At 60.3% G+C, this 26,214-nt stretch carries 28 protein-coding genes; 15 read left to right on the forward strand and 13 right to left on the reverse strand.

What is annotated here, in order from left to right:
- Positions 1-76: 76 nt before the first annotated feature.
- Complete coding sequence (locus ACYYKW_RS11820; RefSeq protein ID WP_464990185.1) at positions 77-1,432, reverse strand: MATE family efflux transporter; 1,356 nt, start codon at positions 1,430-1,432, stop codon at positions 77-79.
- A gap of 200 nt (positions 1,433-1,632) precedes the next feature.
- Here ACYYKW_RS11820 and ACYYKW_RS11825 point away from each other — a divergent pair, with 200 nt between their 5' ends.
- A complete protein-coding gene (locus ACYYKW_RS11825; protein WP_464990186.1) occupies positions 1,633-2,193 on the forward strand; it encodes a chorismate mutase in 561 nt (186 codons plus the stop codon).
- 135 nt (positions 2,194-2,328) lie between these two features.
- Positions 2,329-3,972 carry a sensor domain-containing diguanylate cyclase gene (locus tag ACYYKW_RS11830; RefSeq protein WP_464990187.1) on the forward strand — a complete coding sequence of 548 codons (1,644 nt, stop codon included), beginning with the start codon at positions 2,329-2,331 and terminating at the stop codon, positions 3,970-3,972.
- Between the two features lie 54 nt (positions 3,973-4,026).
- Here the strand turns inward: ACYYKW_RS11830 and ACYYKW_RS11835 are convergent, their stop codons facing one another.
- Together ACYYKW_RS11835 and ACYYKW_RS11840 are read right to left on the reverse strand one after the other, a co-directional pair.
- The gene (locus ACYYKW_RS11835) at positions 4,027-4,413 is read right to left on the reverse strand and encodes a c-type cytochrome (RefSeq protein ID WP_090284292.1); all 387 of its coding nucleotides are present in this window, start codon (positions 4,411-4,413) and stop codon (positions 4,027-4,029) included.
- A 51-nt stretch (positions 4,414-4,464) separates the two neighbouring features.
- Complete coding sequence (locus ACYYKW_RS11840; RefSeq protein ID WP_464990188.1) at positions 4,465-5,796, reverse strand: aminotransferase-like domain-containing protein; 1,332 nt, start codon at positions 5,794-5,796, stop codon at positions 4,465-4,467.
- A gap of 91 nt (positions 5,797-5,887) precedes the next feature.
- Here ACYYKW_RS11840 and ACYYKW_RS11845 point away from each other — a divergent pair, with 91 nt between their 5' ends.
- Positions 5,888-6,781 (forward strand): DMT family transporter, encoded by an 894-nt coding sequence (locus tag ACYYKW_RS11845; protein ID WP_464990189.1) that lies wholly within the window; start codon positions 5,888-5,890, stop codon positions 6,779-6,781.
- On the opposite strand, the gene ACYYKW_RS11850 is transcribed toward ACYYKW_RS11845, so the two are convergent.
- The gene (locus ACYYKW_RS11850) at positions 6,774-7,601 is read right to left on the reverse strand and encodes a cupin domain-containing protein (protein WP_464990190.1); all 828 of its coding nucleotides are present in this window, start codon (positions 7,599-7,601) and stop codon (positions 6,774-6,776) included. The two genes, ACYYKW_RS11845 and ACYYKW_RS11850, sit on opposite strands and share 8 nt — an antisense overlap.
- Positions 7,602-7,869: 268 nt before the next feature.
- Here ACYYKW_RS11850 and ACYYKW_RS11855 point away from each other — a divergent pair, with 268 nt between their 5' ends.
- A complete protein-coding gene (locus tag ACYYKW_RS11855; RefSeq protein WP_464990191.1) occupies positions 7,870-8,388 on the forward strand; it encodes a carboxymuconolactone decarboxylase family protein in 519 nt (172 codons plus the stop codon).
- 190 nt (positions 8,389-8,578) lie between these two features.
- Positions 8,579-10,810 (forward strand): response regulator, encoded by a 2,232-nt coding sequence (locus ACYYKW_RS11860; protein WP_464990192.1) that lies wholly within the window; start codon positions 8,579-8,581, stop codon positions 10,808-10,810.
- On the opposite strand, the gene ACYYKW_RS11865 is transcribed toward ACYYKW_RS11860, so the two are convergent.
- Positions 10,778-12,223: a SulP family inorganic anion transporter gene (locus tag ACYYKW_RS11865; RefSeq protein ID WP_093100634.1), complete on the reverse strand. Its 1,446-nt coding sequence runs from the start codon at positions 12,221-12,223 to the stop codon at positions 10,778-10,780. The two genes, ACYYKW_RS11860 and ACYYKW_RS11865, sit on opposite strands and share 33 nt — an antisense overlap.
- Before the next feature lie 155 nt (positions 12,224-12,378).
- Here ACYYKW_RS11865 and ACYYKW_RS11870 point away from each other — a divergent pair, with 155 nt between their 5' ends.
- Complete coding sequence (locus ACYYKW_RS11870; protein WP_464990193.1) at positions 12,379-12,681, forward strand: DUF7693 family protein; 303 nt, start codon at positions 12,379-12,381, stop codon at positions 12,679-12,681.
- Between the two features lie 345 nt (positions 12,682-13,026).
- Here the strand turns inward: ACYYKW_RS11870 and ACYYKW_RS11875 are convergent, their stop codons facing one another.
- Together ACYYKW_RS11875 and ggt are read right to left on the reverse strand one after the other, a co-directional pair.
- Positions 13,027-13,563, reverse strand: a complete 537-nt coding sequence (locus ACYYKW_RS11875) for a cysteine hydrolase family protein (protein ID WP_464990194.1) — start codon at positions 13,561-13,563, stop codon at positions 13,027-13,029.
- A gap of 66 nt (positions 13,564-13,629) precedes the next feature.
- Entirely contained in the window at positions 13,630-15,357 is a 1,728-nt protein-coding gene (gene ggt, locus ACYYKW_RS11880) for a gamma-glutamyltransferase (protein WP_464990195.1), read from the reverse strand.
- Between the two features lie 150 nt (positions 15,358-15,507).
- On the opposite strand from ggt, the gene ACYYKW_RS11885 reads away from it, so the two are divergent.
- Positions 15,508-16,023: a methylated-DNA--[protein]-cysteine S-methyltransferase gene (locus tag ACYYKW_RS11885; RefSeq protein WP_464990196.1), complete on the forward strand. Its 516-nt coding sequence runs from the start codon at positions 15,508-15,510 to the stop codon at positions 16,021-16,023.
- A gap of 1 nt (position 16,024) precedes the next feature.
- On the opposite strand, the gene ACYYKW_RS11890 is transcribed toward ACYYKW_RS11885, so the two are convergent.
- The 3 genes from ACYYKW_RS11890 to ACYYKW_RS11900 all read right to left on the reverse strand — a co-directional run bounded on the left by ACYYKW_RS11890 (position 16,025) and on the right by ACYYKW_RS11900 (position 18,274).
- A complete protein-coding gene (locus ACYYKW_RS11890) occupies positions 16,025-16,615 on the reverse strand; it encodes an NUDIX domain-containing protein (RefSeq protein ID WP_093100623.1) in 591 nt (196 codons plus the stop codon).
- A gap of 365 nt (positions 16,616-16,980) precedes the next feature.
- Positions 16,981-17,616: a lytic polysaccharide monooxygenase auxiliary activity family 9 protein gene (locus ACYYKW_RS11895; RefSeq protein ID WP_464990197.1), complete on the reverse strand. Its 636-nt coding sequence runs from the start codon at positions 17,614-17,616 to the stop codon at positions 16,981-16,983.
- A 220-nt stretch (positions 17,617-17,836) separates the two neighbouring features.
- Positions 17,837-18,274 (reverse strand): hemerythrin domain-containing protein, encoded by a 438-nt coding sequence (locus tag ACYYKW_RS11900; protein ID WP_464990198.1) that lies wholly within the window; start codon positions 18,272-18,274, stop codon positions 17,837-17,839.
- A 146-nt stretch (positions 18,275-18,420) separates the two neighbouring features.
- Here ACYYKW_RS11900 and ACYYKW_RS11905 point away from each other — a divergent pair, with 146 nt between their 5' ends.
- The gene (locus tag ACYYKW_RS11905) at positions 18,421-18,846 is read left to right on the forward strand and encodes a GNAT family N-acetyltransferase (RefSeq protein WP_093100614.1); all 426 of its coding nucleotides are present in this window, start codon (positions 18,421-18,423) and stop codon (positions 18,844-18,846) included.
- Between the two features lie 117 nt (positions 18,847-18,963).
- On the opposite strand, the gene ACYYKW_RS11910 is transcribed toward ACYYKW_RS11905, so the two are convergent.
- Positions 18,964-19,314 carry a hypothetical protein gene (locus tag ACYYKW_RS11910; RefSeq protein ID WP_464990199.1) on the reverse strand — a complete coding sequence of 117 codons (351 nt, stop codon included), beginning with the start codon at positions 19,312-19,314 and terminating at the stop codon, positions 18,964-18,966.
- 134 nt (positions 19,315-19,448) lie between these two features.
- Between ACYYKW_RS11910 and ACYYKW_RS11915 the strand changes: the two genes are divergently transcribed.
- The 7 genes from ACYYKW_RS11915 (at position 19,449) to ACYYKW_RS11945 (ending at position 23,417) form a co-directional block, all read left to right on the forward strand.
- Positions 19,449-19,778 (forward strand): DUF6388 family protein, encoded by a 330-nt coding sequence (locus ACYYKW_RS11915; protein ID WP_464990200.1) that lies wholly within the window; start codon positions 19,449-19,451, stop codon positions 19,776-19,778.
- A 173-nt stretch (positions 19,779-19,951) separates the two neighbouring features.
- Positions 19,952-20,344, forward strand: coding sequence for a sulfurtransferase complex subunit TusD (gene tusD / locus ACYYKW_RS11920; RefSeq protein ID WP_336355919.1), 393 nt, complete (start codon positions 19,952-19,954; stop codon positions 20,342-20,344).
- Positions 20,345-20,701, forward strand: a complete 357-nt coding sequence (gene tusC, locus ACYYKW_RS11925) for a sulfurtransferase complex subunit TusC (RefSeq protein WP_336355920.1) — start codon at positions 20,345-20,347, stop codon at positions 20,699-20,701.
- Positions 20,701-20,994 carry a sulfurtransferase complex subunit TusB gene (tusB, locus tag ACYYKW_RS11930; RefSeq protein ID WP_336355921.1) on the forward strand — a complete coding sequence of 98 codons (294 nt, stop codon included), beginning with the start codon at positions 20,701-20,703 and terminating at the stop codon, positions 20,992-20,994. Before tusC ends, tusB begins: the two co-directional genes overlap by 1 nt.
- A complete protein-coding gene (locus tag ACYYKW_RS11935; RefSeq protein WP_090284330.1) occupies positions 20,991-21,326 on the forward strand; it encodes a TusE/DsrC/DsvC family sulfur relay protein in 336 nt (111 codons plus the stop codon). The genes tusB and ACYYKW_RS11935 overlap by 4 nt, the downstream gene beginning before the upstream one ends.
- On the forward strand, positions 21,323-22,324 hold the full coding sequence (locus ACYYKW_RS11940; protein WP_336355922.1) for a glycosyl transferase family protein: 1,002 nt from the start codon (positions 21,323-21,325) through the stop codon (positions 22,322-22,324). The genes ACYYKW_RS11935 and ACYYKW_RS11940 overlap by 4 nt, the downstream gene beginning before the upstream one ends.
- A 91-nt stretch (positions 22,325-22,415) precedes the next feature.
- On the forward strand, positions 22,416-23,417 hold the full coding sequence (locus ACYYKW_RS11945; protein ID WP_464990201.1) for a glutathione S-transferase family protein: 1,002 nt from the start codon (positions 22,416-22,418) through the stop codon (positions 23,415-23,417).
- A 117-nt stretch (positions 23,418-23,534) separates the two neighbouring features.
- Here the strand turns inward: ACYYKW_RS11945 and cysG are convergent, their stop codons facing one another.
- Both cysG and serS read right to left on the reverse strand, forming a co-directional pair.
- Entirely contained in the window at positions 23,535-24,929 is a 1,395-nt protein-coding gene (cysG, locus tag ACYYKW_RS11950; protein WP_093100594.1) for a siroheme synthase CysG, read from the reverse strand.
- Entirely contained in the window at positions 24,930-26,210 is a 1,281-nt protein-coding gene (gene serS / locus ACYYKW_RS11955) for a serine--tRNA ligase (protein WP_093100591.1), read from the reverse strand. It lies immediately after the preceding gene.
- Positions 26,211-26,214: the final 4 nt, after the last annotated feature.

The following is a 26,214-nucleotide window of genomic DNA, read 5'->3' on the forward strand; positions in this document are numbered from 1 at the left end:
CTCCAGGCTGGGCTCGCTATCGGACGCCTCGATTGACTTTAAGCAAACAACCGTCGTTACGCCAACCCTCGCCGGGCTAAACCAACCGCTCGATCTTCTGATGCCGCCAGACCAGTTTGTAATACAGGGTTTGCAGCACCAGCATGCCCAGATACGCTACCGGGAACGCCATCCACACACCCTGCAATCCAAATTGCCCGTCGAGCCAGTACGCCGCCGGCAGTTGCACGCCGACGACGCAGATGATCGCAATGGCCACCGGCACCAGCACCGTACCGCTGGCGCGCATGATGCCGCCGATGATCGCCTGGAAGCCGAACACCAACAGGCTCCACAACATGATGTGCAACAGATGCTCGGCCATCGCCCGGGTCGAGTCATCGGTAAGGAACAGCCCGAGCAACCAGTGCGACAACAAATAGCCGATGACAATCAAACCACCGGTCAGGCACACGTTGATCACAAGGCCCGTGCGCAGGATCGGGCCCATGCGCTCCAGCCGTCCGGCACCAATGGCCTGCGCACCGAGAATCGATGCGGTGATCGCGATCGACAACGCCGGAAACTGCACGTAATTGACGATCTGCGTCACCGCGCCATAGGCCGCTGTCGCTTGCGAGCCGTGCTGGTTGACCAGTGCCAGAATTACCAGCTCCGACAGCGACAGCACGATCATCTGCACACCGGTCGGCAGGCCAATGCGCAGCACCTTGCCGAGAATCGCCCGGTCGAGTCGCAGGGCGGCAAAAAACTCCCGGTCCGGCGCCAGCGGATGCCCCTTGCGAATCAAGCGCCACGCCAGCCACGCCATCGCCGACAGGTTACCGGCCAGCCCGGCATAAGCTGCGCTCTGAATGCCCAGTTGCGGCAAGCCGAACCAGCCGCGAATCAGTGCCGGCGTCAGCGCCAGCCCGACGCAGGTCGAGACCATCAGCGCCAGCAGCGGGGACAGCGTATCGCTGACCCCGCGCAGCAATTGCGTAAACAGCACGAACACCAGGAGTGACGGCAGAATCCACAGCATTACATGGGCGTACTCCACCGCATCATCGAGTACATCCGCCGGCGTTCCCAGCCCGGTCAGCGCCTGTCGCGCAAACACGCTGCCGAGCACCGCCGCCAGCAAACCGATCAATACGCCCAGCAACAGCGTCGCGCCGGCAATTGCCTTGACCATGTGCGGTTCCCGCGCGCCCCAGGCCTGGCCGATCAGCACACCCGCCCCGGCACCGAGGCCGATCACCAACGCAATGAAAAAGAACACCACCGGAAACATCCCCGACACCGCCGCCAGTGCCTGGGTGCCGAGCATCTGGCCGATGTAGATGCTGTTGACCGTGCCCGACATCGATTGCAGAAAATTCGACAGTACCATCGGCGCAAGGAACAGCAGATAGGTTTGCCAGAGCGGGCGGTGGTTGGCGACTTGCATTGAGGGGAGGTCCATCTCTACGGCGGGAGGGGTTGATGGAGGATAGCTTCGATGAGTTGCGAGCGGTGTGCAATTAACATTTCCGTTCGCTGTTTATCAGCGGTTCAAACATCGGCTAAACAATCGCTGACGGTAGTAGGTAGCGTGTCACGGGCTGTGGTAAACAACACGCACGCCCATTTTCCGCTTGAGGTCTGTTCATGCCGCACGTTGCCAATTTGCTGACCGCTACACTTCTCACCCTGCTCGCCACCACCGTTCACGCCGCCGCGCCCGCCGAAACCTTGAAGCCGTTGGTGCAGACGCTGAACGAACGCCTGAACATCGGTGACCTCGTGGCGCTGACCAAATGGGACAGCGGCAAGCCGATCCAGGACAGCCCGCGTGAAGCGCAGGTCATCGCCAATGCACAGACGCTTGCCACAGAACGCCAACTCGACCCGCAAGACGTTGCGCAATTGCTCGCCGCGCAAATGGAGGCGAACAAGCTGGTGCAGTACGGTCTGCTCGCGAAATGGCAAGCCGCCGGTGCCGCGCCGGACACGCCGCGCCCTGATCTGGGCAAGCAGATCCGTCCACGTCTGGATGAGTTGCAAACACGGCTGCTGCAACAGTACGCCGACTTCGCGCCGTATCGTCATGACGCCGATTGCCCAAAATGGCTGGCCAATGCCCGCAACGGCCTGACCCCGGATGCGCTGCATGATCTGGCGTTGACCCGTGCGACCGGTGAGCTGTGCATTCGGCCGGTAGCGCCATAATCAGCAGCGTACGCAGCTCTTCCAAAAGCACAGGCAAGCGAACCTGAGACTGCCGGGCAATCCACACGCGACTGGCCCCCGCCGCCCATTGCGCATACCATTCGCCGACAAAAATCAGAACAGACCCTGCCTGCCATGCTCAAAGCCAGTCTGCGTAGCCACCTCACCCTCTGGTTCGCCGGATTGTCTTTGCTGACACTGTTGAGCGTGGGCTTCTATGTCGGCCACATCGCCACCGAGCAGATGAAGCAGGCCAGCGGCAATGCGCTGCTCAATACCGCGCGCGCGGCGGCGTCCTTGTTGGGCGAACAACTGCGCGAACGCCAGTTGGAGGTTTATCTGCTCAGCCGTGCGCCGCATCTGGAACGCGGCGATCTCGACAATCCGGCGATCCTTAAATCGATGCAATTGCGCACCGAGGCCCGCGCCGAGTATGCGTGGATGGGCGTCACTGACGCCGAGGGCAAGGTGCATCAAGCGGTGGGCGGTTTACTGGTCGGCCAGTCGGTGCAGCAACGGCCATGGTTCCGGGCCGGGCTGAATGGTGAGTACACCGGCGACCCGCATGAGGCCGTGCTGCTGGCGAAAATGTTGCCCGCCCTGCCTAATGGCGAGCCGCTGCGTTTCATCGATTTTGCCGCGCCGATCCATAACGCCGAAGGCCGGGTCATCGGCGTATTGGGCGCACATGCACACTGGAGCTGGGTCACGCGCATGGTCGAGTCGGCGGCGTTCGCGCACAAACATTCTGCGCCGGACATCGAAGCGTTGATCATCGATCACGATGGCAAGGTTCTCTATCCGGAAGCGCTGGCTGGCCAGCAAGTGGCGACGGCTGACGAAGAGCTGCAAGGCTGGACGGCAAGCAATGGTTTTCTGACCAGCACGGTCAGCGTGCCGACCCCTTCCAGCACGGCACTGACCTGGTCGATTGCCGTGCGTCAGCCATTGCAAACCGCACTGCAACCGGCACGCCTGCTGTTTTACAAATTGCTGATTCTCGGCGTGTTCGCGGCGGTGATTTTTGGTCTGGTGGCCTACTATCTGGCGCTGTATCTGAGCCGGCCGATCGAGCAGCTCGCGCACTCGGCCCGGCAGGTGCAGAACAAACAGACCGGTGTGCAATTTGCTTTGCAACACCCGGTGCAGGAAATCGCCCAGCTCGGCCAGTCGATCGAGGCCATGACCCAGTCGCTGCTGGCCAAGGAGCGCGAACTGCAACAAGCCAATGCCTCACTCGAAGCCACCGTCGCGCAGCGCACTGCGGCGCTGACCCAGGCCAATGCCGAACTGCTGAGTCTGGCTACCCACGACGCCTTGACCGGGGTTTATAACCGTCGTCGTTTCGACGAAAAACTCACCGAGTACACGCTGCTGTTTCGCCGCACCGGTCGGCCATTCTCGCTGCTGCTGATCGACGCCGACCATTTCAAGCGCATCAACGACACGCACGGTCACGCAGTGGGCGATGCTGTCCTGCAACAATTGGCGCAACTGATTCAGGCCAGTGTGCGCACCACCGACTTCATCGCTCGTTACGGTGGTGAAGAGTTCGCCGTGCTGCTGCCGGAAATCGCCACCCCCGACACACCCGAAGTGGTCGCCGAAAAGATCCGCGCGGCGATCGCCAGCGCGGATTTCCCAGGCATCGAACAAGTCACGGTGAGCATCGGTATAGGTCTGGCTGACCCGGCTGACAACAGCCATGTCGCGCTGCTCAAACGTGCTGACCAGCAGCTGTATCAGGCCAAGGCGAACGGTCGCAATCGGGTGGCGTGAGCAGGCGTTGCTGAAATATTGCTTCGGTGTTGTAGTTGGAAATTGCCGCAGAACTTACTGCGAAAACGTCTGCAGATACGCCAACAGATTATCCAGCTTCTCCTCGTCGCTCAGTCCCCAGAAAATCATCCGCGTGCCGGGCACCACGTCTTTCGGGTCTTTGAGGTAGGCAATCAGCGTGTCGCGATCCCAGGTCAGCCCTGAGTTTTTCATCGCGTCGGAATACACATAGTTCGCGGAGGTCCCGGCCGGCCGGCCGATGATGCCATTGAGTTGCGGGCCGAATCCGGGGCGGGCGGATTCGCCGACCTGATGGCAGCCGCCGCACAGGCGCGGAAAGATTTTTGCGCCAGCTTCGGGATCGCCTGCGGCTTGCGTGAGAGGACTGAGCAGGCCAGTGCCGAGCACCAGCGCGAGGGTCAATGCAGCAGTGTTTTTCATCGCAAGTTCCGATTCCATTTCAACGGGCGGCGCAAGGTTAGCATTTTGTGTTTATAGATAAGCGCCGAGAACCCGACGGACAGTACTCAGTGCCTGGCGCAGTACATCAATGTCTACCGAGCCCAGTGCCAGGCGAATCGCATGCGGCACATGGCTCGCCACGGCAAACGGTTCGGCGCTGGTGACCGAAATCTGTTCGCGCATCAATTCGACGACGATCTGGTCGGCGCGCACGTCTTCCGGCAGCGGTAGCCACAGGAAGTACGAAGCCGGATGGCCAATGCAATGCAGACCTTTGAGCACCTCGGCGGCCAATGCTTGTCGCGCCATGGCGTCGTTGCGTTTCTGCTCTTCAAGCAGCGTCACGGTGCCGTCGTCGAGCCAGCCACAGGCGATGGCGGTCATCACGCCCGGCGTGTTCCAGGTCGTGGCACGGATCACCCGTTCCAGCGCTGGCACCCGCTCGAGCGGTGCGGCGATGAAGCCAACGCGCAGGCCCGTGGCGATATTTTTCGACAGGCCCGAGACGTAAACCGTGCGCTCCGGCGCCAGATCAATCAGCGCGCGTGGTGGGTTTTCCACCAGAAACGCGTAGGCCGCGTCCTCGATAAGTGTCAGATCATACCGCCGGGCGATCGCCACCAACTGCTCGCGCTGCGCCAATGGCGTCACCCAGCCCAGTGGATTGTGCAGTGTCGGCATGCAGTACACGGCACGCACCGCGCGGTGGCGGCAGAGCTTTTCCAGGACGTCGAGGTCCGGCCCCTGAGCGCCCGACGGGATCGCGACAATCTCCAGATGCAGCGCTTCGGCCAGAATCTTGAAGCCGGAGTAGGTCAATGCGTCGGCGGCGATCACGTCGCCGGGTTTGAGCAGCGCCATCAACGTCACCGCCAGCCCCTGCTGGGCGCCATTGACGATCAGCACCTGCTCGGCCGTGACCTCGACGCCACGGCTCAGCAAATGCCGGGCGACCGATGCGCGCTCATGGCTGCGACCGGCGTGAGGTTGATAGCGCAGCAGCGCTTCAAGGTCGCCCGACAAGGCCAATTGGCGCAGCGCTGTGCGCAATAGCTCGGCCTGCCCAGGCAATGACGGGTAGTTGAAATTGAGGTCGATCATGCCGACCGCCACGTCTTTCTGATCGATGCCTTGCCCCGGCGCCAGCAACGTTTCACGGACAAAGGTGCCGCGCCCGGTTTCGCCGCTGACCAGGCCCATGGCCTCAAGCTCGGCGTAAACGCGCGAGGCGGTGACCAGCGCCAGCCCTTCTTGTGTCGCCAATTGCCGATGTGTCGGCAAGCGCGTGCCCGGTGCCAGACGCCCCGAACGAATGTCCGCAGCATAAGCGTCGACCAGTGTTTTATAGCGGGAGCGTGGCATGTCGAGGTGTATCCATGACAATTTTTTGATTGTGCTGATTCTCGGCCCTAGCATCGGCGCAACGCCACTCACTTGTCGAGCATGACTTCGTATGGAACAGACTTCGCACCTGCCCGCCCCGGCACTGGAAAAAACCAGTGGCTGGATCAACGGTTTCATTGGCGTGCTGATTTTCAGCGGCTCGCTGCCCGCCACACGCCTGGCGGTGCTGGAGTTCGATCCGGTGTTTCTGACCGTGCTGCGCGCCGCGATTGCCGGGGTGCTGGCCGTGGTTCTGCTGGGGTTGTTCCGCCAACCACGGCCGGCGTGCAATCAATGGCTGTCGTTGCTGATTGTCGCGCTCGGCGTGGTGCTGGGTTTTCCGCTGCTGACGGCGTTGGCATTGCAACACGTCACGTCGGCGCATTCGATTGTGTTTGTCGGATTGCTGCCACTGGTGACGGCGATTTTCGGCGTGCTGCGCGGCGGTGAGCGGCCACGTCCGGTGTTCTGGCTGTTTTCGATTCTCGGCAGTGCGCTGGTGGTCGGTTTTGCCTTGTCGCAAGGTTTGACCGCTTCGCCCACGGGTGACCTGTTGATGCTCGCGGCCATTCTCGCCTGCGGCCTCGGTTACGCCGAAGGCGCAAAGCTGTCACGCAGCCTCGGTGGCTGGCAGGTGATTTGCTGGGCGCTGGTGCTGTCGTTGCCGCTGATGGCGATTGCCAGTCTGTGGCTGGCGCCCGCCTCGTTCGCTACCATCAGTCTGCCTGCGTGGCTGAGCCTGGGTTATGTGTCGCTGTTCAGCATGCTGATCGGCTTTGTATTCTGGTATCGCGGCCTGGCTCAGGGCGGGATCGCAGCGGTCGGCCAGTTGCAATTGCTGCAACCGTTTTTCGGACTGGCCCTGGCGGCGACACTGCTGCACGAACAGGTCAGCCTCGGCATGCTGGCGGTGACGTTGGGCGTGATTCTGTGCGTAGCCGGGGCGAAGAAATTCGCTAAATGATGCTCAGGGCGCCAGCCTTCCATTCACGCGGGCTGAGCCCGGTCTTGCGTCGAAACGCCCGGGCCAGCGCCGACGGGCTTTCGTAACCGACCTCCTCGGCGATCAGCGCAATCGGCCGGCCCTCGCGCAGGCGTTTCTGCGCCAGACTGACCCGCCAGCTCAGCAGATAATCGGCCGGCGTCTGCCCGACCACACGGCGAAACTGCTCGGCAAAACCGGCGCGGGACAGGTTGGCGACCGACGCCAGCTCGGCCACGCTCCAGGGTTTGTGCGGTTGCTCATGCATCAGGTTCAGAGCACGCGACAAGCGCGGATCGGCGAGCCCGGCGATCATCCCCGGTTGTTGTTCTCGGCTGCTGATCAAGTGGCGTAACAGCAGAATCACCAGCAATTCGAACAACCGATCCATCACCGCCATACGCCCGCAATGGCCTTCGAAGGCTTCCTTGAACAACCATTCGAGTGTGTTGCCCAGTTCGGGAACGTCCGTCAGCTTCAGCACCAGATAATCCGGCAGCGCCGCCGCGAGGGCATTGCCGGAGCCGCCGTCGAAGGTCAGCGATGCACAGACTAGCCGGGTGTCCATGGCTTCGTCGGCAAACATGCGATGAGTGAAGGGGCGCGGGAAAAAGATCAGCGATGGCTCAGTTAGCCGCATCTCGCGATCACGACCCGGCTGCAACAACAATTCGCCCGTCTGCAATAGATGAACATGGCCGACCGGCTCGTCCTCATGCACGCTGACGCCACAAAACGCGCCGCGGTGAAATGTGCCGGCATTCACTCCGAAATGACTGAGCAAGGTTGACAGGCGATCCATGGGCGACTCCGGTTTTGTTGGCTGCTTGTGGTGTTGCAACGCTCGCTCCGCGTCGAGACTTTCGCGAGCAGGCTCGCTCCCATTCTGGAATGCATGCTCATGTGGGAGCCTGCTCGCGAAAGCGCCCCCCGTCGATAAGTCCTCCACACAAACACATCTGGACGATCTGCAGCATATCCTCGACGATTTGCCGCCAAAGCACCAGACACTCTCAATAACATGGCATCCATCCCCGGCGCACTCTGCACCGGTACTTCGGAGAATCACCATGAGCCGCATCAACGCTATCAGCCTCGACACCGCCACCGATGCCACCCGCCCTGTGCTGGAAGGCGTGAAAAAGAAAATCGGCTTCCTGCCGAATCTGTTCTCCACACTGGCCAAGGCGCCGGTCGCCCTCGACACTTACGTGCAGGCCTCGGCCATCCTCGGCAAGACTTCCCTGAGCGCCCAGCAAAAAGAAGCGGTGTACCTCGCCACTTCGCAGGTCAACGGTTGCGACTATTGCCTGGCGGCGCACACCCTGTTCGCTGGCAAGGCTGGACTGTCGACCGAGGACATCGTCGCCGCCCGTCACGGTGAACTTAACGCCTACGCCGCCCTCGCCCGGCAACTGGTCGAAACCCGTGGGCACCTTGATGACGAGCAGATCGCTGCCGCCCGCGCCGCCGGTATCGATGACGTGAAAATCATTGAAGTGATCGCGCTGGTAGCGGTGCAGACCCTGACCAACTACCTGAACAACACCGCGCTGACCGACATCGATTTCCCCGCCATCAAAGTGTGATAACCCGTTGGCAAAAACACTGTGGCGAGGGCGCAAAACCCTCGCCACAAATCGTTTTGTCCAATGCATCGTGCCATGATGCGCGTAGGCCCGGCCCCACCCGCTCGCCAACACCGCACGGGTGCGCTGAAACCAAACTCCGGCACAAGGGTCTTCTTCACATGCTGATGTCAGGATAGACACGATCCCCATGAAAGACTGGTTACAGGACCACGGCGCGATGGCCGAGCAGATTCGACGGCACGATTGGGCAAACAGCCCGCTCGGCCCGTTGGAACACTGGCCCGATGTGCTCAAGACCACGGTCTCGCTCAGTCTTGCTTCGCACTTCCCTCAGGCGATCATCTGGGGCCCGGAACTAATCACCTTGTACAACGACGCGTTCGTGCCGATTCTCGGCGACAAGCCGAATGCGTTGGGCCGACCTTTCAGCGATATCTGGAAAGAAGCCTGGAGCGAGATCAGCCCCATCGCCGATGCGGCTTATGCCGGGCGAGCCACCTACATCGAAAACTTCGCCTTGTTGATCGAGCGTGGCCGCGGTCCCGAACAGGCCTACTTCACCTTCTGCTACAGCCCGATTCGCGATTCCCGGGGCAACGTGGTCGGCATGATCGACACCGTCACCGAAACCACTCAAACCGTTTACCTCAACCAGCGCCTGGCGGTCCTCGATGCGATCGGCAAGGCGGTGACCAACGCCACTGACGCCCAGGACATTCTGGCGGCCAGCACGCGCTTGATGGTCGAGCAATTGCATCTGTCCAATTGCGCCTACGCCGACATGGATGCCGACGAAGACGGGTTCACCATTCGCGGCGACTACGCGGCGCCGGGCTCGCCAAGCATCGTTGGCCACTATCGATTGCGCGACTTCGGCGAAAAAGCCGTGAGGCTATTGCGTGCCGGCAAACCACTGGTCATCCACGACAACCGTAGCGAATTGCCGCCGGAAGAATCGGCAACGTTCCAGGCGATCGGCATCACCGCGACCATTTGCGTGCCGCTGATCAAGCAAGGTCGCTTGACTGCCTTGATGGCCATCCACGACAAGGCGCCGCGGATCTGGTCGGAATTCGAACAGGCGCTGTTGAGCGAAGTCACCGAACGTTGCTGGGCGCACATCGAGCGAGTGCGCGCCGATGCCAGCGTGCGCGAAGGCCTGAACGCGCTCGCCGAACTGAACGCCACGCTCGAACAGCGGGTCGAGGAGCGCAGCCTGCGCCTGGCCCACGCGGAATCAGCCTTGCGCCAGTCGCAAAAGCTCGAAGCCATTGGCCAGCTCACCGGCGGCGTCGCGCATGACTTCAACAATCTGCTGACGATCATTCGCTCGTCAGTGGATTTTCTGCGCCAGCCCAACCTTTCCGAAGAGCGCCGCCAGCGCTATATGCGTGCGGTGTCGGATACGGTAGAACGCGCTTCCAAGCTGACCAGCCAGTTGCTCGCCTTTGCCCGTCGCCAGCCGCTCAATCCGCAGGTGGTGGATGCCGGCGAGCGTCTGGAAAACATCGGTGAAATGCTCGAATCGGTGACCGGTGCGCAAATTCATGTGTGCGTCGAACGGCCCGATCATCCCTGCTATATCCGCGTCGACCTGAGTCAGTTCGAAACCGCGCTGATCAACATTGCGTTAAACGCCCGCGATGCCATGAACGGTCAGGGTCTGTTGAAACTGCGACTGGAATGCAACAAGCCGCTGCCAGCGATTCGCGGCCACGCCGGCTCCGGCGGGCAGTTCGTGTCGATTGCTCTGGCCGATAGTGGCCCCGGCATCGATGCGAAGACTCTTGAGCACATCTTCGAACCGTTCTTTACCACCAAGGATGTCGGAAAAGGCACCGGATTGGGCTTGTCTCAGGTGTTCGGCTTTGCCAAGCAATCGGGCGGCAACGTCGATGTGTCCAGCGTGCTCGGCGAAGGCACGGAGTTCACCCTGTACTTGCCACAAGTGCCTGCCAGTGAAGTGGAATGCAACGATGCGGCAGACGATGACGACGCAGAGCCGCTGCACGAAAAGCGCCGGGTGTTGGTGGTCGAGGACAATCTCGATGTTGGCCGCTTTGCCAATCAGATTCTGCAGGACTTGGGCTACGAGACGGTCTGGGCGACCAACGCCGAAGAAGCCCTGCAACTGGCAGGTGCTGACGCCATGGCCTTCGATGCGGTGTTTTCCGACGTGGTGATGCCGGGCATCACCGGCGTCGCTCTAGCCAAAGAGCTGCGCCGGCGCCGCCCGGATCTGCCGGTGATTCTGACGTCCGGCTACAGCGAAGAGCTGGCGCGCAGCGGTTACGAAGGGTTCGAGTTCATCGCCAAGCCCTACTCCGCCGATCAGGTCTCGCGCATTCTCGGCAAGACCTGGCTCAAGGACGCGTCCGGCGCAGACTCAGTCGTGATCGACGCCGGCACGCTTGAGTAATTTCTTGCAGCGCTCCGACAGATGGAATACCTGCAAATGCTTGCCGGCCTTGGCGTAGCGTTCACGCAGGGTTTTCAGCGCAGCAATGGCTGAATAATCGACAAAGCTCAGATGCCGGCAATCCAGCGTCACCCGGTCCGGGTCATTGGTCGGGTCGAACTGGTTGAGAAACGGCGTGGTCGAGGCGAAGAACAACGTGCCATGCAGGCGATAGAGCTTGCTGCCGTCGGCTTCCAGATGCTCGTCGGCGTACAGTTCGCGCGCCTGCTGCCAGGCAAAGTTGAGCGCGGCAATGACGATGCCGCAGAGCACAGCGGTGGCCAGATCGGTGAACACGGTGATAGTGGTCACGGCGATGATCACCAGTACATCGTTGAGCGGCACTTTGTTCAGCACCCGCAACGATGCCCAGGCGAAGGTCTGCTGCGACACCACGAACATCACGCCGACCAGCGCCGCCAGCGGAATCCGCTCGATCAGCGGTGACAGGAACAGGATGAACAACAGGATCAGCACGCCCGCGACCACCCCGGACAAACGCCCGCGCCCGCCGGAACTGAGGTTGATCACGGTCTGCCCGATCATCGCGCAACCACCCATGCCGCCGAATGCGCCCGAGACCATGTTCGCCGCGCCGAGCGCTACGCACTCGCGGTCCGGATAGCCGCGGGTTTCGGTGATTTCGTCGGTGAGGTTGAGGGTCAACAGGGTTTCCAGCAAGCCGACCAGCGCCATCAGGATTGCGTAGGGGGCGATGATGCGCAGGGTTTCGAGATTCCACGGGATATCCGGCAGCGCAAAGCTCGGCAAGCCGCCGGCAATGTGCGCCATGTCGCCGAGGGTGCGGGTCGGCAGGCCGAACAGGTAGACCAGCAGACCGACGCCGAGGATCGCCACCAGTGCCGGCGGCACAGCGCGGGTCAGGCGCGGCAGGAGGTAGACGATGGCCATGGTCAGCAACACCAGGCCAGTCATCAGGTACAACGGCGTGCCGCTGAGCCAGTCTTCACCGTTTTTGAAATGCTCCAGTTGCGCCAGGGCAATGATGATCGCCAGACCGTTGACGAACCCGAGCATCACCGGGTGCGGCACCATGCGCACCAGTTTGCCCAGGCGTAGCAGCCCGAACGCCATCATGATCAGACCGCCGAGCAACACCGTCGCCAGCAGATACTGCACGCCGTGCTGAACCACCAGCGCGACGATCACCACGGCCATCGAGCCTGCGGCGCCGGAGACCATGCCCGGCCGCCCACCGAACAATGCCGTCAGTGTACAAATGATGAACGCGCCATACAGGCCCATCAGCGGGTTGAGGTGCGCCACCAGCGCAAACGCAATGCATTCGGGCAACAGGGCAAACGAGGTGGTGAGTCCGGCCAGGACATCGGCGCGCAGACGAATCGGTTTCATGGCTTACCTGACTGAGCGGCCGACGCGGCGACCGCAGGTGTTCGGAAAAAGAGGGGGGGCGAATGTTACGGAATTGTTCCGTGTCGGGCCAGTGATCGCTGACAGGTGCCGAGCCGCGCCTTATGCTGGCGCCTCATTTTTTGATTGAGCTCGACATGTCGTCATCCTTGACCGCCCGCGAGGTTTGTCAGCGTCTGCGTGAAGCGGCGCTGGGCATCCTGACTTTGGACGTCTGCGCAGGACCTGATGCGACCGGCCTGGTCACGGTCGATATCGACGGCTGGCGCCTGCTGCTGGATTTTGCCGGTCAACGATTGCATCACTGTGAATATGCCCGCAGTCCTGAAGGCCATGAGGGTGCGCTTGAATCGTGGCAGCGTTATGGCACGGACCCGGTGAGTCTGCTCAGTACCTGGGAACTGGCGCAGGTTGAGTGGTTGTTGCTGGCGGATCGTTAATCGGCGGCAGCGATGTGTCAGTTGTTGGTGATTTGGCTGGGCTGACGCCATCGCGAGCAGGCTCACTCCTACAGGTTTTGTGGTGGGCTCGAGTTTGCGGGCAACGCAGGATCACTGTGGGAGCCAGCCTGCTGGCGATGGCGGTGTGTCAGGCACTGAGGATTTGGCTGGGCTCACGCCTTCGCGAGCAGGCTCACTCCTACGGGTTTTGTGGTGGGCTCGAGTTTGAGGACAACGAGGATCACTATGGGAGCCAGCCTGCTGGCGATGGCGGTGTGTCAGGCACTGAGGATTTGGCTGGGCTGAGGCATTCGCGAGCAGATTCACTCCTACAGTTGTCGGGTGTTATTTGAAGTGGATGGTTTGCGCTGGCTTGACGTCGGTCCGCGCCACGGAGCCGGTGAGGGCGGCGAAGTCCTTGTTGTGTTCGGCAATGATGTCTTCGGCGCTCATCGTACCGTTGTCGACGGTCGAATGCGCGTCTTGCGCGACGACTACGTCATAGCCCAGTTCATGGGCGCGGCGCACGGTGGCATTGACGCAGTAATCGGTCTGCAGGCCGCAGATCACCAGGCGCTCGAAATCTTCGCTGGGCAACAGCTTGCCCAGGTCGGTCTGGTAAAAGGAATCGCCGGTGGTCTTGTTCACACGCAGATCTGTGGGGGAAATCAGCAAGCCTTCGGCGAGTTGCCAACCCTCTGCATCGCGAACGAACGCACCGTCCTTTTCTTCATGTTGAATCAGCACCACCGGAACCCCGGCCTCGCGAGCGCGGCGGCTCAGATCATTGATCGCAGAGATCACGCGGTCGATTTCAAAACACTGATATTCACCAGCACACAGAGCCTGCTGGACGTCGATGATCAGTAATGCGGTGGTCATGTCGAGCCTTCCTTGATCAGTCCTTGAGAATGGGGCGGACCTGAGTCCGCCCCTTTTTTACTCCGCTCAATAGCCCAATGACAAGCCGGTATTGCGCCGTGGATCGTTGGCACCGTAAAAGCGGTTCTTGCCTACCGGTTTGCCGCCCAGCGCCGGTGCACCGACCAGAATCGCAGCGATATGGTTAGGGTCCTGCGGGCCGGTAAATTTATGGCCCCAGCTCTCAAGTAACTTTTTCGTATCGGGGCTGGCGGCGAAGTCTTCGAGGTTGGTTTCCTCGGGCATCCACTGTTGGTGGAAACGCGGAGCGTCGACGGCTTCCTGCAAGCCCATGCCGTAGTCGATGACATTGAGCATGGTCAGCAAGGTCGCCGTAATGATCCGGCTGCCGCCCGGCGTGCCGACCACCATCACCACCTTGCCATCCTTGGTGACGATGGTCGGACTCATCGACGACAACGGCGCCTTGCCCGGCGCGATGGCATTGGCCTCGCCCTGCACCAGACCGTACATGTTCGGCACGCCAACCTTGGAGGTGAAGTCGTCCATTTCATCGTTGAGGATCACCCCGGTCTTGCTCGCCATCACGCCCGCGCCGAACCAGTCGTTGAGGGTGTAGGTGACCGACACCGCATTGCCCCACTTGTCGACAATCGAGTAATGCGTGGTGTTGCTGCCCTCATGTGGCGCGACGCCGGGTTTCAGTTCAGCCGATACGCCAGCCTTCTGCGGCTGGATCGCGTCACGCAGTTTGGTCGCGTAATTCTTGTCCAGCAGATGTTCGATCGGGTTTTTGACGAAATCCGGATCGCCGAGATAGCTGTTGCGATCAACATAAGCGTGGCGCATCGCTTCGATCTGATAATGCATGCCCTGGGCGGAATGGAAGCCCAGATCCTTCATCGGATAGCCTTCGAGAATGTTCATGATCTGGCAGATCACCACGCCACCGGAACTGGGCGGCGGTGCCGAGACCACGTGATAACCGCGGTAATCGCATTCCACCGGAGCCAGTTCGCGGGTCTTGTATTTGTCGAGGTCGGCCTGAGTGATGATGCCTTTGTTGGCCTGACTGGAGGTCACAATCGCATCCGCGACCCAGCCTTTGTAGAAGCCGTCTGCGCCTTTTTCGGAAATGCTGCGCAGGGTTTTGCCGAGGTCCTTCTGCACCAGTTTTTGCCCGACTTGCATCGGTTCGCCGTTGTGCAGGAAAATCGATCCGGAATCACGCATGTCCTTTTTGAACACGTCCGTGGCGTACTCCAGCAGCTCGACATCGCCCTGCTCCAGGGCAAAACCGTCTTCGGCCAGTTTGATCGCCGGTGCGATCATTTCCTCTCGCGCTTTGGTTCCGTACTTGCTCAGTGCCAGCTCCATGCCGGACACGGTCCCGGGCACGCCAACCGCCAGGTGCCCGCGGGTACTCAACTCAGGAATGACGTTGCCGTCCTTGTCCAGGTACATGTTCGCCGTTGCCGCCAGCGGTGCTTTCTCGCGAAAATCAAGAAAGGTCTTGCGTCCGTCCGCCAATTGAATGGTCATGAAACCGCCGCCACCGAGGTTGCCTGCCGCCGGATACACCACCGCCAGCGCATAGCCCACCGCGACCGCCGCATCGACGGCATTGCCGCCGTTTTTCAAAACATCGACGCCGACATGAGTGGCCAGATGTTGTGCGGTGACCACCATGCCGTTTTCCGCAGCGACCGGTGCCACCGACGCGGCGTGAGCCATGAGACAGCTGAGTGCCAGGGACGTCGCAATCAGCGACTTGGCCAAAGGTTCGTACTTCATGAGTCGATCTCTTTTTTGTTTTAGGGGACGGCGCAAAACCACGTGCAGCGTTTCAAGCGCAATCAGCAGTATGGTCGGCTTTACGTATTGCGCCTCTCTGTTGCGCCGCTATGCTGGACGCTGTTCACACTTTCCAGCGGGGTTGCACTGATGCCTTACACATTCATCACCCTGCCCTCGCCGGTCGGCGAGCTGAAGCTGGTGGCGAACGGTTCGCGACTGGCGGCCATCCTCTGGGAAAACGACAAACCGAACCGGGTACGCCTCGGGCCGATGAGCGAGGCACCGGGCAATCCGGTCCTGCAAAACACCGCCCGGCAGCTCGATGAATACTTTTCCGGGACTCGTGTTCGCTTCGACCTGGAACTCGACTTCGCTGGCACGCCTTTTCAGCGGCAAGTCTGGGCTGCATTGCTGACCATTCCGTTCGGCGAAACCCGCACCTACAGCCAGATCGCCGAGCAAATCGGCAACCCGACTGCCGTACGGGCCGTGGGCGCGGCGAACGGGCGCAATCCAATCTCCATCGTCGCGCCATGTCACCGGGTGATCGGCGCATCGGGGAAGCTGACCGGTTTCGCCGGCGGGCTTGAAGCAAAAGAGCGGCTGCTGATCCTTGAGGGTGGCCAATGGTCGCCCATTGGCAAAACCGGTGAGCTGTTCTGACTCAGGCACCGAACAGATTATTCATCGCTGCATACTGCAACAGCATGATGGTCTTGGCATCGCAGATCTCACCGCGCTGAAACGCCGCCAGCGCCTCGTCGAACGCCCATTCCAGCACTTCCAGCTCCTCGGTTTCCTCCTCCAGTCCGCCACCGTCGCTGACCTTTGAGGCCGCGTCGTATTCGGCGATGAAAAAGTGCAATTTTTCGGTCACCGAACCCGGGCTCATGTAAGCCTCGAACACCTTCTTCACATCGTGCACGCGATAACCGGTTTCCTCCTCGGCTTCATCGCGAATACGTTGCTCCGGCGCCGCGCCTTCAAGCAGCCCGGCCGCCACTTCGATCAGCAACCCGTCATGGCCGTTGACGAACACCGGCAAGCGGAATTGCCGGGTCAGTACTACCGTGCGTTTGTCGCGGTTGAACAACAGAATCGCCGCGCCGTTTCCGCGATCGTAGACCTCACGGGTCTGACGCTGCCATTCGCCATTGTTGCGGTGATAGTCAAAGGTGATCTTCTTCAATAAATACCAGTCGTGGGACAACACCTGAGTGTCGACGATATTGACCCGCTCGGCTGTGTTGGACATGACGCCTGATCCTTTAGTCATTGATGGCCTCCGGGCCTGCAAATGCCCGGTTCTTTGAACAAAAAAACCAACCATATATCGCCCTACATAGCATGTCGAACCGTCCTACAGACACTGCCTATTTCCTCGCCCTCCTCGCTGATCTGCAGCCCAACAGCGAAAACTTCTCGAGTATCTGAGCGACCTCGAGCTGGAGGCGCTGCCTGCTCTGTTTTCCAGTGACGCATAGCCCTTTGAACAAAAGCCCGGCAGCGCTACCGGGCTCGTTCATGTACCGTTAAATAGCCATGAAGTCTCCACTGATAAAGTCGTCATGGAGCACTGCTTGATCCTTTCAAGCAATTATTCTCGAGGCCATCACCCCCTCATTTAAAATCAACATCAAACGCCTGATAAAACGCATTACCAGTATTGGCAACGATCCACATCAGCACGATGACGTGACGACCCTTTTTGCTTGTCGGCAGTATCACCTCGTGGTCGACCTTGGCTTTCAATTCCCCCGCATGGCTGTAATACGGGACCTGCGGATAGAAGTCTTCGAAAAACGGTTGCGCCTCGAGTTGTGAGCGGGTGATGCGTTGCTGCGGATCCCAGCCATCCCGGGTAATCAACCAGCGATAACCACGGGTGGTGTGTGGCGCTGTGTATTGCCATTTGACCTGCAGGGTTTGACCGGCGGTGACATTGAGCAGCGGCCACGCAAACGGACGACCGAGCTTTTTGCTCATCTCGGCATCGGTAAAGTTCACACAGTCGCGTGCATCGTCCTTACCGCCGCTGAGGATGTAACCGTCGGCAGGTGGCGCAACGCTGGCCGAGTCGGTTTCATACGGTGGCGGAAACGGCCCTGCCACCAGCGCCGGAAAGTTCTTGCCACCCTCCATCTCGTTGACCTGCCAGCCACCCAGCAAGCCGAGATCGATTGCCACCGCACCGCGACTGGCCGGAGAAGTCACGCGGCCGTGTTTCAGTTGGTTCTCTGGTATTGCCTGATTCATGATTTTCACTCCATTGATTGATGACTCTCCTTCCCGAGGAGAGGACTTCAAGCTAACGGAGGTGAATTTTTTGTCCATTGGCGAATTTGTCGCGGTCAGCGAATTGCTGCCAACCAAACGCCGCAAATACTGGATGCATATACAGTCATAGACGACAACGCCCACGCGCGATGACGGCAAACGATTACAGCGCAACACTACAAAGGCTGCCATCCGATATTCAGGTGAGCTGAGCCTGAAACTCCTTCTCATACTGCCCTGCCAACTGCTCTTTTTGTTTCTCATCAAGCAGTTTCCCGGCCATCTGAAAGAACTTATGCTCTTCTTCCTCAAGGTGATGATGAACCTTGTCCGACAGTTTCTTCGCCGTCGCCAGCCACGCCGGGCTGGACATCTCGGTTTCGTCGAGTTCTTCCATCATTTCGTCCATTTCATGGTGCTCCGCGATGGCATGACGGCTCAGGTCGACGCCTTCATCCATTGCCATCAACGGAATATAGAAATGGCGCTCTTCCGCGGTTTCGTGGGCTTGCAGTTCTGCTTTCAGCTGTTTGTAGGCCTCGACCCGCTCCGGACTGTCGCCGCTGGTTTCGATCAGGGCTTTGGCGTAACTACGCTGGCGCTCGTGGCTTTCGCGCAGGGCTTCGAAAATATTCATGGGGGTCCTTGTTGGCGGCGTTCGGGAATGACGCTGTAAACGCTAGACCCCGGCGCAAGCGAAGCGGTTCCAAAGCGTGGGCAAGCGCTTGGAAAATGAGCGCCGGGCAGGATAGGCTGCGAGTTCCTAAAACAAGGAAGTCCCGCATGAATCTGCGCATCGAGTTGTCAGAAAATCCTACAGAAGACGAACGACAAGCCATTTTGGCGCCGCTGCATGCCTACAACGTGGCGAAGGCCGGAATTGCGGTTGCAGAGCCACTTACCCTGCTGGTACGTGACGATGACGGCAAGATTCTCGGCGGGCTGTATGGCCGGCTCGCATGCCAATGGCTATTCGTCGATCTGCTCTCAGTACCTGAAGCAGGACGGGGTCAAGGCATTGGTTCGAAGCTGATGCGCATGGCCGAAGACCTCGCGCGGGAGAAAGGCTGCATCGGCGCCTGGCTCGACACGTTCGACTTTCAGGCGCCCGGGTTCTACAAGAAGCTCGGGTATAGCCAGTTCGGTGAGATCGTTGATTATCCACCGGGGCACAAGCGGCATTTTTTTCAGAAGCGCTTTGCAGGGTGAACGCAGCTGCGCATTCGCGAGCAATCTCGCTCCCACGATGGTTTGGTGTCGATCATACATCCAAGGTGGGAGCGAGCCTGCTCGCGATGGCGGCACAAGCCGCACCGCTAAACTGGACTAGAGACAAGTAGCCAACGCCGCCAACCGGCGCTTGGCAACAAAATCGTCTTGTTGCACGTAGTAATTCAGCGTCGTGCCGGACGCATCGGTAATCACATCGACGAACGACTCGGCCGAACGCGTGTACACCGTCGTGCCACCTGCGTTGCGCGGTTCCATGTAGGCCGCCGCGTCCACACCAAATACCGCCTCATCCTGCCAGCCAAACTGCACGCACTGTGCGACGACTTTTTCGGCCTTGTCCGAGGTCAGAACCTTATAAGGGGTTTTGGTCCGGGCATCGTTCATCACCGAACCCGCACAGCCGGCGAGCATCGTGGCCGTCAGCGCTAACATCAGAATTCGCATCGCATTCGCTCGTTGGCAAAAAAACGGACTGTATCACCGCAATCGCCGAAATCGTTCTGCTTTACTGCATTTATCGCGCGACAGACGCACAGCGCTGCGGCACCCTAGAGTCATCAGTCTTACAAGGAAAACACATGGCGCCTACCGATCAGCGACATGAACATGCTCTGAAATTGTTTCTCGACGCACGTCCCGAATTGCGCGAAACCCTCGACCATCTCAACCCGTTGCTGGCCCAGGCCAAGGGTGAAACCCAGGCGCAGTATCGTGAAGAACGACTGCATGAAGCGTTTGAAGCCGAGGCGGAAAATCAGGGGTTGTTTGCCTGGGAGCTGACGTTGCAACTGACGGCAGATTCGCCAGAGGAATACCAGGAGCAGCGTCTGGAAGTGCACCGCGAAGTCGCGGAAATGGCCGGGATGGATTGGCTGGAATATTGCGATTTGTATGGTATCAATCCGTAACCAATCGTAGGAGTGAGCCTACTCGCGATAGCGGTGTGTCGGGCTAATATCTTGTGAACGATACACCGCTATCGCGAGCAGGCTCACTCCTACAGGGATATGCATCAACTTCGGTTTCGCGGCAGCCTGCATAAAGCTTTATCATGGCCGCAGTTTTGCTGATCGAGTCCGTCATGAAGTTCGCCATTGCGCTGTTTTCCGCCGCCCATGCGCCCTCCTCGCGCCGCGCCCTGCTGTTTGCCCAAGCGGCGCTGGCCAGTGGGCATGAAATCGTCCGGCTGTTTTTCTATCAGGACGGCGTCTATAACGCCTCCGACGCGCTGGTCACGCCGCAGGACGAACTGGACCTGCCCAAGCAATGGCGCGCCTTTATCACTGAGCAAAAACTCGACGGCGTGGTGTGCATCGCCGCCGCGCTGCGCCGTGGTGCGTTGAACGCTGAGGAAGCCAAGCGCTATCAGCGTGAGGCGGTATCGATCAGTGCACCGTGGGAATTGTCCGGCCTCGGTCAGTTGCATGACGCGGTGCAGGATGCCGATCGCCTGATCTGCTTCGGAGGCGCGTAAATGGCCAAATCACTGTTGATCATCAGCCGTCAATCGCCCTGGTCTGGTCCCGGCGCTCGCGAAGCGCTGGACATCGTGCTGGCTGGTGGTGCGTTCGATCTGCCGATCGGTTTGCTGTTTCTCGATGACGGCGTGCTGCAACTGGCCGCGGGGCAGAACGCCAAAGCGCTGCAGCAGAAAGACCTCAGCGCCAATCTGCAAGCGTTGCCAATGTTCGGGGTCGAGGAGCTGTTTTATTGCGCAGAAAGCGCCAACGCGCGTGGGCTCGGACAACTCTCGCTGGACGAAGCGCAGGCGCTTTCTGCCGAACACATCACCGCCCTTATCGACCGCTACGACCAGGTGATCACCCTCTGATGTCGACTTTGCATGTGTTGTCTCACTCCCCTTTCGGCGACGATCGCCTGAGCAGTTGCCTGCGCTTGCTCGGCAGCACTGATACGTTGCTGTTGTCCGGCGATGCGGTGTACGCCTTGCAACCGGGTAGCGCGCCGTTTTTAGCCCTTCAAGACAAAAAAATCAGCCTGTTTGTGTTGCTTGAAGATGTACAAGCACGTGCGATCGAGATTCCGGACTGGGCCGAGGCCATCGACTACCCGGCCTTCGTCGAGCTGTCGATCCACCACGACAAGGTCAACAGCTGGTTATGAATGCACTGACTGTCGGCGCCCGCGCCATTGAACTGGACAAGGACGGTTTCCTTGTCGATCTGAGCGACTGGTCAGCCGAAGTCGCCAGCGCCCTGGCCGCCGCAGAAGATATTGAGTTGACTGCCGAACACTGGGAAATCCTCGAATTGCTGCGCAGCTTCTATGCCGAATTCCAGCTGTCCCCCGCCACTCGCCCGCTGATCAAGTACACCGCGTTAAAACTCGGTGCGGAAAAAGGCAACAGCCTGCACCTCAACCGACTGTTCAAAGGCACCCCTGCCAAACTCGCCGCAAAACTGGCGGGCCTGCCCAAACCGACGAATTGCCTATGACCGACTTCCCAGCATTGACCCTCGAAACGCCCGCCGAGCACCCGTTCGCGCAATTCGTGCGCATTCTCGGCAAAGGCAAGCGCGGCGCGCGTGATCTGACGCGCGAGGAGGCCCGCGAAGCCATGGGCATGGTGCTCGATGACAAGGTCGAAGACACCCAGCTCGGCGCTTTTCTGATGTTGCTGCGGCACAAGGAAGAAAGTGCCGAGGAAATGGCCGGTTTCACCGAAGCCCTGCGCGAACGCTTGCAGGCGCCAGCCCTGAACGTTGACCTCGACTGGCCTACCTATGCCGGGAAAAAACGCCATTTGCCATGGTATCTGCTGGCCGCCAAGTGCCTGGCGCAGAACGGCGTGCGCATCTTCATGCATGGCGGCGGCGCGCACACCGCCGGGCGGCTGTACAGCGAACAATTGCTGGGCGAACTGAATATCCCGTTGTGCCGCACCTGGCTGCAGGTCGGCGACGCGCTGGATAACGGCGGACTGGCGTTCATGCCGCTGGTGGACTGGGCGCCGCCACTGCAAAAGATGATCGACCTGCGCAATACGCTTGGCCTGCGTTCGCCGATTCATTCGTTGGCGCGGATTCTCAACCCGCTGCGCGCGCGATGCGGCCTGCAAAGCATTTTCCATCCCGGGTATCAGGCAGTGCATCGCGATGCCAGCGGCTTGCTCGGCGACACCGCGATTGTGGTCAAGGGCGATGGCGGCGAAATCGAGATCAACCCGGATGCAACCAGCCATCTCTACGGCACCACTGGCGGGCAAAGCTGGGACGAGGAATGGCCGCAGCTGTCGGCGCAACGCCATGTCAAACCGGCGACGCTGGATGTCGCGCATCTGAAAGCGGTGTGGCGTGGTGAGGTGGTCGACAGCTATCCGCAAATGGCCTTGATCGCGACCATGGCACTGGCCTTGCGCGGCCTTGGTCAGAGCCGTGAGCAAGCCTTCGCCACGGCCGAGCAGTACTGGACCGCGCGAGACAAATCGATTTAACCGATCATTCACGCACGATCTTTGCGCTTTTTGTTCGAATTCATCGGAATAGACTCGGCTCCAATGAATATTGGTTTACGGAGTTTGAATCATGGGTTTACTCGTCGATGGCCGCTGGCAGGACAAGTGGTACGAAAGCAGCAAGGACGGCGCGTTTCAGCGCGAACAGGCTCAACGCCGCAACTGGGTCACCGCCGACGGCGAGCCGGGCCCGAGCGGTGAAGGCGGCTTCGCTGCCGAAGCCGGGCGCTATCACCTCTACGTTTCGCTCGCCTGCCCGTGGGCGCATCGCACCCTGATCCTGCGCAAGCTCAAGGGCCTGGAAAGTCTGATCGACGTCTCGGTGGTCAGTTGGCTGATGCTGGAAAACGGCTGGACCTTCGACAAAGCGCTCGGCTCGACCGGCGACAAGCTCGACGGCTTCGATTACATGCACCAACGCTATACCGCCGACACGCCTGATTACACCGGGCGCGTCACGGTCCCCGTGCTGTGGGACAAGAAGCTCAAGCGCATCGTCAGTAACGAATCCGCAGAAATCATCCGCATGTTCAACAGCGCATTCGACGCGCTGACCGGTAATGACCTCGACTTCTACCCGGCGCCGTTACGCAGCGAGATCGATGCGTTGAACGAACGAATCTATCCGGCAGTGAACAACGGCGTGTACCGTGCCGGCTTCGCCACGTCGCAGCAGGCTTATGAACAAGCATTCGATGAGGTATTCGCCGAACTCGATCATCTGGAACAACTGCTGGGCGCCAATCGTTATCTGGCCGGCGAATACCTGACGGAAGCCGATGTGCGTCTGTTCACCACGATGATCCGCTTCGATGCGGTGTACCACGGCCACTTCAAGTGCAACCTGCGCCGGATTGCCGATTATCCGAATCTGTCGAACTGGCTGCGTGAGATGTATCAGATCGAGGGTGTTGCCGAGACGGTGGATTTTCAGCACATCAAGCATCACTACTACGGCAGTCACAAGACCATCAACCCGACGGGCGTGGTGCCGAAGGGGCCGGAGCAGGATTTTACTGCGGGCCATGATCGGGCACGGCTGGCGGGCAAAGGGGTTTGGCGCCGGGGTTAAGAGATCAGGTGTTTTTGAAGGCCCCATCGCCAGCAGGCTGGCTCCCACACTGGATCTGTGTCGTGCACAAATCCCTGTGGGAGCCAGCCTGCTGGCGATTGCGGGCGCCTCGGTCTTTCAGACCTGCGCCTGAGCCCCTTCAAACCACGCCAGTTTCTCGCGAAGTTGCACCACTTCACCGACGATCACCAGTGTCGGAGCATGTACTTCGTGCTCCGCGACCAGTCGCGGCAAGTCGGCCAGCGTGCCGGTAAAGACCCGCTGGTTGACCGTGGTGCCCTGCTGGATCAACGCCGCCGGGGTGTCCGCCGAACGACCATGCTTGATCAATTGCTCGCAGATGATCGGCAGCCCCACCAGGCCCATGTAGAACACCAGCGTCTGCGCCGGCGCGACCAGGTCGGACCATGGCAGATCGGTGGAGCCGTCCTTCAAGTGGCCGGTGACAAAGCGTACCGACTGCGCGTGGTCGCGATGAGTCAACGGTATCCCGGCATATGCCGCGCAACCGCTGGCGGCGGTAATCCCCGGAACGACCTGGAACGGAATACCGTGAGCCGCGAGCTCTTCGATCTCTTCGCCGCCACGCCCGAAAATGAACGGGTCGCCGCCCTTCAGCCGGACGACACGCTTGCCGGCCTTGGCCAGATCGACCAGTTGCTGATTGATCTGCTCCTGCGGCACCGCATGCTCGGAACGGCGCTTGCCGACGTATACCCGCTCGGCATCGCGACGGCACAGTTCGAGGATTGCCGGAGCAACGAGGCGGTCGTAGAGCACCACATCGGCCTGCTGCATCAGACGCAAGGCCTTGAAGGTCAGCAAATCCGGATCGCCCGGCCCGGCACCCACCAGATAGACCTCGCCGGTGGTCACCATTGCTTCGCCATCGATCTTGGCTTGCAGCAGACGCTCGGCTTCGGCGCCCTGCCCGGCTAGTTGCCGATCGGCAATCGGCCCCTGAAAAACGTCTTCCCAGAAACCGCGACGCTGCTGCACATCCGGAAACAGGTTTTTCACCTGATTGCGAAACCGCGCAGCGAGCCCGGCCAGATGACCGTAAGTCGAGGGAATCCAGGTTTCGATCTTGGCGCGAATCAAGCGCGCCAGCACCGGCGCGTCGCCACCGCTGGACACGGCGATGATCAACGGTGAGCGATCGACGATCGCCGGGAAGATCACGCTGCACAGGGCCGGCGCGTCGACTACGTTGACCGGAACGCAACGTCGATGCGCGTCTGTCGAGACTTGCGCATTGAGCGTTTCGTCGTCGGTGGCGGCGATGATCAGCCCGCAGCCATCGAGATCCGTCTCAACATAGCCACGCAGCACACATTCGCCGCCACTGGCAGCGACGAGTTCGGCCAGTTGCGGTTCGATTTCAGGTGCGACCACCCGCAGCAGCGCACCGGCATCGGCCAGCAGGCGGGATTTGCGCAAGGCAATTTCCCCCCCACCGACCACCAACACACGACTGCCGCGCAGGTTGTGAAACAGCGGCAGATATTTCATTTAGCCGATGACCTCAAGGCCACCCATGTACGGCTTGAGTACGTCCGGTACACGGATCGAACCGTCAGCCTGCTGGTAGTTTTCCAGCACCGCAACCAGCGTACGGCCGACCGCCAGACCGGAACCGTTCAAGGTGTGTACCAGCTCTGGCTTGCCGGTTTCCGGGTTGCGGAAGCGCGCCTGCATGCGGCGAGCCTGGAAATCACCGCAGTTGGAGCACGAGGAAATTTCGCGGTATTTGTCCTGGCTCGGGATCCACACTTCCAGATCGTACGTCTTGACCGCGCTGAAGCCCATGTCGCCGGTGCACAGCGCCAGGGTGCGGTATGGCAGACCGAGCAGTTGCAGGACTTTTTCAGCGTTGGCGGTCAGGCTTTCCAGCGCTTCCATCGACTGCGACGGCTCGACGATCTGAACCATTTCGACTTTGTCGAACTGGTGCTGACGGATCATGCCGCGCGTGTCGCGACCCGATGCTCCGGCTTCGCTACGGAAGCACGGAGTGTGGGCAACGAATTTGATCGGCAGCAGCTTCGAATCGACGATTTCGCCAGCAACGATGTTGGTCAGCGACACTTCGGCGGTCGGGATCAGGTACAGATCGGCTTCGCCTTCGCGAGCGATCTTGAACAGGTCTTCTTCGAACTTCGGCAATTGACCGGTGCCTTGCAGCGCCGGCGCCTGGACCAGATAAGGCGTGTAGGCCTCTTCGTAGCCGTGCTCGTTGACGTGCAGGTTGATCATGAACTGCGCCAGCGCGCGGTGCAGACGAGCGATCGGGCCACGCAACAAGGCGAAACGTGCGCCGGACAACTTGGCCGCGGTTTCGAAATCCAGCCAGCCGAATTTCTCGCCCAGGGCAACGTGGTCTTTCACTTCGAAATCAAACTGCGTCGGGGTGCCCCAGCGGCGCACTTCGACGTTGTCGTCTTCGTCCTTGCCGACCGGCACGGATTCGTGCGGCAGGTTAGGAATGCCCAGCAGGATCGCGTCCAGTTCGGTCTGGATCGCGTCCAGTTCGACTTTACCGGCGCTCAACTCACCCGCCATGCGCTCGACATCCGCCATCAGTGGCGCGATGTCTTCACCGCGCTGCTTGGCCTGACCGATGGATTTGGACCGCGCGTTACGTTCAGCCTGCAGTGCTTCGGTGCGGGTCTGGACGGTCTTGCGCTGTTCTTCCAGCGCTTCGATGCGCGCGGTGTCCAGGGCAAAGCCACGGGAAGCCAGGCGGTCCGCTACGTCCTGAAGGTTGCTACGTAACAGTTTGGAATCGAGCATGTCG

The organism is Pseudomonas sp. 15C (assembly GCF_055484735.1).